Genomic DNA, 7,701 nt, shown 5'->3' with positions numbered 1-7,701 from the left:
GTTGATCTCACTTCCCGGCAAGACTAACTTCTTCGAGAAACGCGTGGGAGAATATCAGAAAGCAGGTGTGATGAGCGGCGTAAAAGACAAAGAAGGAAGCGGCCACAAGATTTCGTTTGACTCGGATTTTTGACAAAAAGTTAGCTCAACCCAACAACTTTATTAATTGAGCAAAGCCTCTATTTCTTTCCAAACAAGATCCCCCTCATACCCTTTGGCCAGAGCATATCTGGCCAATTTTTGTTTCAGGACCAATGGATTTGATTCGGTTCTTTCCAGTAAAGTCCTTTTCTTTTCAAGAAGCTGTTTCAATGTGGCAACGTAATTTTCATCCTTGATCTCCGCCATACCCTGGTCAAGGCTGTACTTGCTGATCCCGCGGCGCTGCAATTCCTGTTTGATCTTGATCCTGCCCCAGTTTTTCACCCGAAACTTGCCACCTGCGAAAGTCTTGGCAAAACGCTCTTCACTCAGATAGTTTTGTGAAATCAGCTCTGCAATGATTTCGTCAGCCTCGTCGCCCCACACATTCCATTTCCGCAGCCGCTGCTTTACCTCATCCTGAGTGCGTTCCTGGTAGGCACAGTAAGAAGCAGCTTTTTGAAGAATAAGGCGGTCCATCGTGAATATTAATTATTGTTAATGCGATGCAAGAATAAAGAAAATATCGGCGATCAATAACTATTTTTGAAACTATTAAAACCCCGACCCACTTACCTAACCCGGTTATTTATGAAACTCGAAAGACGGTCATTTCTGAAACTCGTACCTGCAATTTCTGCATTTCCGCTATTATCCAATAACGCAAAAGCCGACACAAAAGCGCGTATCGCATTGCGGTTTATCGTCGCTTCCGACGGACATTACGGTCAGCCCAATACAGAGTTCCAGCGTTTTCACACCGACCTAATCAGCTGGGTTAACCGGGAAAAAATGCAAAAAGGAGTCGATTTTCTTTTCATCAACGGCGACCTGATCCACGACGAGCCGACACTTTTATACGATTTCAAAAAAACAATCTCCGGACTAAGCGTACCATTTTACGTAAGTCGCGGAAACCACGATAAAGTGGGTCTTGACGTTTGGGAAAGTACCTGGGGCTACCCTACCAACCACAGTTTTGCCAAAGGCGAATACGCATTTGTAGTAGGTGATACTTCAAATGAAAAAGGCGAGTATGTATGTCCCAATGCCGACTGGTTAAGAACTGAACTCGCCAAATACAAGGACAAAAAAGGCATTTTCGTATTCCTGCACATCACCCCGGCCAAATGGACCGTAAATGGAATTGAATGCAAGGAAGTAATTGACCTTTTTGAAAATACCCCAAACGTAAAAGCCATTTTCAACGGCCACGACCACGACCAGGACAGTACCAAACTCTACGGCAAAAAGCCCTACTTTTTTGACGGTCACTTCGGCGGCAACTGGGGGACAAGTTATAAAGGGTACCGCATTGTGGAAGTTTACGAGGATCATACGTGGCAATCGTATCAGTACAATCCTACTGCTGCGCCGGTTTTGAATACGTTTTCGGGGAAGGGGTGAGTTCTATATTTAGAATTCCTTATTTAGGGTAGTTTCGATAAGACTTTACACGCTCAATTTGCTTGGTGTGCCTTTGTGTATGTGCGATCCATAGCAATGTATATTGATGCAGGTCGCGAACCCGCCAGACTCCGGCATCTTTGGAACGAAATACAAAATGCAATCTGAAATCTGTTTTTGTTTCTTTAACCAATTTGATTAGCTCATTCCTGAAGCGGTTGAAATATAACATCAGGGCTTTTTCATTTTCGAAACGACCAAGGGGCTGAGCAATAAAGGGCGCCTTCAACTTGGCCGGATCCTCCGTGTAAGATACCATCAATGAATCGAGCCCCTTGACTTTCTCAGCCCATTCTGGCATTTCAGGAGCATATTGCTGATTCAATAGGTCCCAATACATCAACTCATCATAAATAGCCAAATGCTCCACGATCTCGGCGATCGACCAGCTTGCACTATCTGGCTTGAAGCGAATTTGTTCTTTTGTTAAGCCATCAGTCGCACCAAGTAGTTTGTTTTGTGAAGACTGCAGACCTTCAATTAAGATTTGCCGCTCCGAATCAGTCCAAATTGAACTTTTGTTTTGAGCTAGTGATATGCCACTTAGCAGCAGTGAAAATATAAATAGGACCTGTTTCATAATTAGCTTTCAATTTTGAAAGCATTCAAGGTAACAACAGGCCCCGCAGTCTCGTGTAAAACTGATCAATCGGTTGCATCCACTTTTTTGCCGGTCTTGGCTTTCGGCATCAGGCAATCCAAATCAATTACCTTGTCTTCTTATTGCATAGTCGAAGCCAATGTCGGAAACATGGTCAGGAAACGTTAATTCACCCGAATCAAATGATTCTTCTTCCCCTTCGAAATAAGCAAAAACCTATCCTGCAACAACGTAAACTCACTAAGCGCCTGCGCCTCGGAAGTAACTTTCACTTTATTCACACTCAATGCATTCTGCTGGATTGCGCGGCGGGCTTCTCCTTTTGAAGTGTAGATTTCGGATTTTGTTACGGTTGAAATCAAGTCCAAAATATTGGCTGTATTATTCCATTCCTCCCGCGAGATTCCTGTCTGCGGTACGCCATTGAAGATGGTGTCAAATTCATCTAGCTCAATGCTTTGCAAAGTTTCCAGCGTTGCTTTGCCGAAGAGTACTTCTGATGCTTTGATTACAGTTTGATATGCTTTTTCGGAGTGAATGCGGGTTGTTAGTTCGGCGGCGAGTGCTTTTTGCATGATGCGCAAGTGCGGCTCAGCGGCGTGGCTGCTTTCCAATACTTCGATTTCTTCCCTGTTTTTAAAAGAAAAAACGCGCAGGTAACGCGGCAGATCTTCGTCTGCCTGATTCAGCCAAAACTGGTAAAACTCGTAAGGCGAGGTTTTTTCAGGATCGAGCCAGATATTTCCGCCTTCACTTTTACCAAATTTTGAACCGTCAGATTTCGTCAAAAGTGGCGTCGTGAGGGCGTAGGCTTTAAAATAGCCCTCTTCGTCGCCTTCTTTCCGGCGGATAATTTCGGTGCCCGTCGTAATGTTGCCCCACTGATCGGAGCCGCCCATTTGCAGACGGATATTTTTGGTTTTATATAAATGATAAAAATCGTAGCCCTGCAAAAGCTGGTACGAAAATTCAGTAAATGAAATGCCCGTTTCCAGACGTTTTTTAACTGAATCTTTGGACATCATATAATTGACACTCAAATATTTACCTGCATCACGAAGGAATTGCAAGAAGCCGATATCCTTGAACCAATCGTAATTATTGACCATTTCGGCAGAATTCTCACCGCAGTCAAAATCCAGGAATTGTTCCAGCTGTTTTTTAATTCCTGCCTGATTAAAATTCAGGGTTTCTTCATCCAGAAACGAACGCTCAGCTGCTTTAAAAGAAGGGTCACCAATCATTCCAGTCGCGCCGCCGACCAATGCAAAAGGCTTGTGACCAGCGCGTTGGAAATGCACGAGTAACATAATCGTAGCCAAATTTCCAATATGGAGAGAGGAAGCTGTGGGATCGAAACCGATGTAGCCGGCAGTCATTTCCTTGTTCAGTTGCTCCTGTGTGCCCGGCATCACGTCGTGCAACATTCCGCGCCAGCGCAGTTCCTCTATAAAATCAATTTCCATTGTGAGATAAAATACTTTTCAGATCGAACCGCAAAGGTAAAAGTTATCGTCTTGAAAAATCCGCATAGCAGCGAGGTTTTGAAAATCAGCACAGATTTTTATTCCAAAATCAGCTATTTTGGTATTACAAAAAGAATTTAATGCAAGAAACAGATATGTATTCCAAATTAACTAACACACTACTAACCTGCTACCTGATCTTCATTTCAGCATTTCAGTCCACCGCGCAGACTACCTACTGCAACCCGATGGACATCGATTACAAATACAATTTCGAGCAGCTGAATGAAAATATCAGTTACCGATCGGGCGCAGACCCGGTGATTATCAACCACAAAGGCGAATATTTTCTGTTTGTCACGATCTCAGGCGGCTATTGGCATTCGAAAGATATGCTCAATTGGAAATACCTGACTGCCAATCGCTGGCCCTTTGAAGATATGTGCGCGCCGGCGGCAGTTTCGGTGCGTGATACTTTGTTTTTGTTTCAATCGACATTCGAATCGCGACCTATTTTGTACTCTGTCGCGCCAGAAAAGGGCATTTGGGAGTTCTACAACCGCTGGACACCGCGGTTGCCGAAGGATATAGTTCCCTGGGACCCTGCTCTTTTTCACGATCCGGACACCGATAAATGGTATATGTACTGGGGCTCGTCGAATGTGTATCCCATCTTCGGCTCCGAGCTGGACTACTCTAAACGCCTGGCTTTTAAGGGAGATTACCAGGCGATGTTTTGGTTAAATCAGTACGATCACGGCTGGGAGCGTTTCGGGCCGAACCATTCCGACCCTTTCAAACCCTTCACCGAGGGCGCGTGGATGACGAAGCATAAAGGCAAATATTACCTGCAATACGGCGCGCCGGGCACGGAATACAATGTGTACGCAAATGGTACCTACGTGGGCGACGACCCGCTCGGCCCGTTCACTTACGCGCCTTACAACCCGGTTTCGTACAAGCCCGGCGGCTTCGCGACGGGCGCGGGGCACGGAAATACATTTCAGGATAATTTTGGCAATTACTGGAACACGGGCACCACGTGGATCGGTCTGAACTGGGGCATGGAGCGGCGCATTGTAATGTATCCGGCTGGCTTCGATAAAGACGGGCAAATGTTCGCCAATACCCGTTTCGGCGACTTCCCGCACAAAATGACGACCAAAACCTGGTCTGGCAAAGGCGACGAACAGTTCACCGGATGGATGCTCTTATCCTACAAAAAACCCGCAACCGCCTCCTCGACGCTCGACACCATGGCCGTCACAAAACTCACCGACGAAAACCCACGCACATTCTGGTCGGCCAAACAAAACAAAGCCGGTGAAACGCTCACGATCGACCTGGAAAAGGAGCAGGAAGTAAAGGCCGTGCAAGTGAACTACACCGACTACAAATCCAACATTTTTGACAACAATCCTGAAAAGGTATACACCCAATTTAAGATCCTGACCTCACGCGACGGCAAAAAATGGGACCTCGTCACCGACCTCTCCAAAGAACCCAAACGCGACCGGCCAGTGGCATACATCGAATTTCCAAAACCTGTAAAAGCTAGATATGTTCGTTACGAGCACATTTACGTAGCTTCACCAAATCTGGCAATCAGCGAATTTCGCATCTTCGGAAACGGTTCCGGCAAAGTGCCTGCTACCCCAAAAAGCTTCACGGCAGTCAGACAAAAAGACGCGCGGAATGTGGATTTAAAATGGGAAAAAAACCCAGGCGCAATCGGTTACAATGTACTCTGGGGCATCGCGCCGGACAAGCTTTACCAGACGTACCAATTCTGGCACGACGAGCCAAATGCATTTGAGCTCCGCGCATTGAATGTGGGGGTGCCTTATTACTTCCGGATTGAGGCTTTTAATGAGAATGGGGTTTCAGAGGTGAGTGAGGTGGTTGGGATTAAGTAAAGGTATCTTTCATTATTTTCACAAAAAGATTAGCAGAGTTTTTGTAGGAAACTCGAATATTGAATATATTTGCATGAAGAAGTTTGATACTATTCCTGAGGCTTTTGATTGGTGGATAAAAAATGTTTATCCGTCGCTTCCTCCCGATGTGAAGAAGGGTAAGCCAGTTGTTGCCTGGCGAGATTACACTTATAATCAGGGAATTTCCGAAAAACGAATGCGAGACATTCTTGTAGAGTTCGGGAATTTTAGAATAGAAACCCTTATAGTTTATGAGCCGTAAAAGCGGCTTTTTATTTGAGTCAAATTAATCGGAAATCCTACAAAATTTTTATTCACTTAAACATCTATAAACTATGAACACACTGAAAACTGATTTGGCAAATCAAGCTTTGAACAAGCAAAATGAAATTATTCGTGATTTCTTTCAAACCGACCATGTCGGCGAAATTGTGGAATCAATGCACTATATGGTTGAAAGCTTTCTGTTCAGTACGGACTTGGACAATGTTACTCCTGAAATGCGCGTGCATATTGTGAACCAGTTGCGGGTCGCGACGATGATAAGTAAGCTGGATACAATTTGCAAGCTCGCGAATTAAGTATGCAGAACTTACGACAGACAGGAGGCTCCTCAGGAGCCGTTGCAGCGGCAGGAAAATGTTGTTTCTATAAACAGGACGTTCCTCCGGAACGGTTTTCGAGCTGGCAGATGCGGCTCCAGAGGAGCCTCCTATTTATAGAAAAAAGTATGAATTTGCAGATTTACGGCTCCTGAGGAGCCTCCTGTTTATAGAAAAACATATGGGTTTCGAAATCGTGGCTCCTGAGGAGCCCCCTGTTTATCGAAAAACGTATGGATTTCGGATTTTTGAGAATCAGTTTGCAATGTAATTCAACATCTTAGTCACATTACTAAGGCCGAGCTGGATTGTATCAACAGATTTAGTCCCATGATAGTAACCGGCTAAATGCAACTCATCGTAAACATTCGCAAGCAGCCTCAATAGCTTTTTATCGTATTTTCTTACCCTTGCTATGTAATCCTCAATGCTGGTCGGTTTCTTGAAATGAATACCTTCTTTCTGCTTTAAGAATTCATCTAAAATAAGCAGTGCGGCAGAATAAGCTGTGCCCGAAGCCATTTTAACGTACTTCACATCTGCATACAACCCGTCTTTCTTTCCTGCCTTTTCGCTGAGAATTGTGCGTGCATTCTCCAAGTAGCGCTGCGCTTCCTCTGCTGCTGATCTTTCTTTGTGTGTTTTTATTGACATAAATAATAATGGTTAATGCTTCTTAGACAGGAGGTGAGTAGAAGAGATCAAAAGCGATATAATCATCACCACCATCGCCGCTCATTTTGCAAACAGATGCACCCGAAGGACAGATATCTAAAATCAGTCTTAGGTAATCGATATTACTTGAGACCGTCGCTTTGTGATACTTAACCGGAATATTCTGTACATCTTTCAACAAATCCTCCCGGGCAATTACAATGAATGCATTTCGATAATCTACCAAATGGCTCGCAAGTGCATCGAAACTTGTCGAATCCAAAGGTTCAACCCGCTGGGTATTCATTAAAACGCGGTACTTAAAGCCGGAGACTTTATTGAACAGAACATTCCTTAAATCTTCAAGTGCTTCTGCTAATAAGTCATTGTAACTTTCTCCAAATGCGCCTTGCACATAATAGCGGGTACACTTTATCCAGCCTGCCAGCCAGCGATCCTGATCTGAAATAATGCTCGGGGAATAATGGCGGTCACCCTTGTAATAGAGGTAAACATGCTCGTGCAGTATATCCGGATATTCGATTTTTTTCATTCCAATGATCCTACTCCTGCGGAAGCGTTGTTTCCTGCTTCTTCGGGCAAAAAAACAATGCCCTCGTAAATCGCGGTGACAGGTAGTGAAAATCCCAAACCTTCAAATGGAACCTGGTCTGTCAGATTAGCAAATGTTTGGTAAGTCCAAATATCATCTTTACCAGAGCGGGTGTACAACTGCACGTAGCATTCATACTGCGCTACCAGAAGATAATATTTTAGCGAGGCGATTTGCTTATATAGTTTAAGCTTGGCTACTTGATCGTAGCTGGCGGAGC

General features: G+C 44.6%; 9 protein-coding genes and 2 pseudogenes. 5 read left to right on the top strand and 6 right to left on the bottom strand.

Translation table 11 applies throughout. The features are described 5' to 3' along the window. Positions 1-133 (top strand): annotated as a pseudogene (locus ACTIE6_RS26940) (ribonucleoside-diphosphate reductase); the annotation flags it as partial. 29 nt (positions 134-162) lie between these two features. Here ACTIE6_RS26940 and ACTIE6_RS26935 read toward each other — a convergent pair. Beyond that, the gene (locus ACTIE6_RS26935; protein ID WP_439559580.1) at positions 163-621 is read right to left on the bottom strand and encodes a regulatory protein RecX; all 459 of its coding nucleotides are present in this window, start codon (positions 619-621) and stop codon (positions 163-165) included. A gap of 111 nt (positions 622-732) precedes the next feature. On the opposite strand from ACTIE6_RS26935, the gene ACTIE6_RS26930 reads away from it, so the two are divergent. Continuing rightward, positions 733-1,548: a metallophosphoesterase family protein gene (locus ACTIE6_RS26930; RefSeq protein ID WP_439559579.1), complete on the top strand. Its 816-nt coding sequence runs from the start codon at positions 733-735 to the stop codon at positions 1,546-1,548. Positions 1,549-1,567: 19 nt separating this feature from the next. On the opposite strand, the gene ACTIE6_RS26925 is transcribed toward ACTIE6_RS26930, so the two are convergent. Both ACTIE6_RS26925 and tyrS read right to left on the bottom strand, forming a co-directional pair. Continuing rightward, positions 1,568-2,188 (bottom strand): DinB family protein, encoded by a 621-nt coding sequence (locus tag ACTIE6_RS26925; protein ID WP_439559578.1) that lies wholly within the window; start codon positions 2,186-2,188, stop codon positions 1,568-1,570. A 185-nt stretch (positions 2,189-2,373) separates the two neighbouring features. Next, on the bottom strand, positions 2,374-3,669 hold the full coding sequence (gene tyrS, locus ACTIE6_RS26920; RefSeq protein WP_439559581.1) for a tyrosine--tRNA ligase: 1,296 nt from the start codon (positions 3,667-3,669) through the stop codon (positions 2,374-2,376). Positions 3,670-3,815: 146 nt separating this feature from the next. Here tyrS and ACTIE6_RS26915 point away from each other — a divergent pair, with 146 nt between their 5' ends. The 3 genes from ACTIE6_RS26915 (at position 3,816) to ACTIE6_RS26905 (ending at position 6,193) form a co-directional block, all read left to right on the top strand. Then, positions 3,816-5,591, top strand: a complete 1,776-nt coding sequence (locus ACTIE6_RS26915; protein ID WP_439559577.1) for a discoidin domain-containing protein — start codon at positions 3,816-3,818, stop codon at positions 5,589-5,591. 73 nt (positions 5,592-5,664) lie between these two features. Then, positions 5,665-5,874 carry a hypothetical protein gene (locus ACTIE6_RS26910; RefSeq protein ID WP_439559576.1) on the top strand — a complete coding sequence of 70 codons (210 nt, stop codon included), beginning with the start codon at positions 5,665-5,667 and terminating at the stop codon, positions 5,872-5,874. 73 nt (positions 5,875-5,947) lie between these two features. Further along, positions 5,948-6,193 (top strand): hypothetical protein, encoded by a 246-nt coding sequence (locus ACTIE6_RS26905; protein ID WP_439559575.1) that lies wholly within the window; start codon positions 5,948-5,950, stop codon positions 6,191-6,193. Between the two features lie 276 nt (positions 6,194-6,469). Here ACTIE6_RS26905 and ACTIE6_RS26900 read toward each other — a convergent pair whose 3' ends face one another. The 3 genes and pseudogenes from ACTIE6_RS26900 to ACTIE6_RS26890 all read right to left on the bottom strand — a co-directional run. After that, complete coding sequence (locus ACTIE6_RS26900; protein WP_439559574.1) at positions 6,470-6,868, bottom strand: DUF5618 family protein; 399 nt, start codon at positions 6,866-6,868, stop codon at positions 6,470-6,472. 22 nt (positions 6,869-6,890) lie between these two features. Next, entirely contained in the window at positions 6,891-7,421 is a 531-nt protein-coding gene (locus tag ACTIE6_RS26895) for a hypothetical protein (protein ID WP_439559573.1), read from the bottom strand. Further along, positions 7,418-7,701 (bottom strand): annotated as a pseudogene (locus ACTIE6_RS26890) (hypothetical protein); the annotation flags it as partial. The gene ACTIE6_RS26895 and the pseudogene ACTIE6_RS26890, both read right to left, overlap by 4 nt.

It is taken from the genome of Dyadobacter sp. (genome assembly GCF_051859145.1).
Taxonomy (GTDB): Bacteria; Bacteroidota; Bacteroidia; order Cytophagales; family Spirosomataceae; genus Dyadobacter.
Note: the sequence above shows the minus strand (reverse complement) of the source record. Positions and strands in the feature narration are given on the sequence as shown.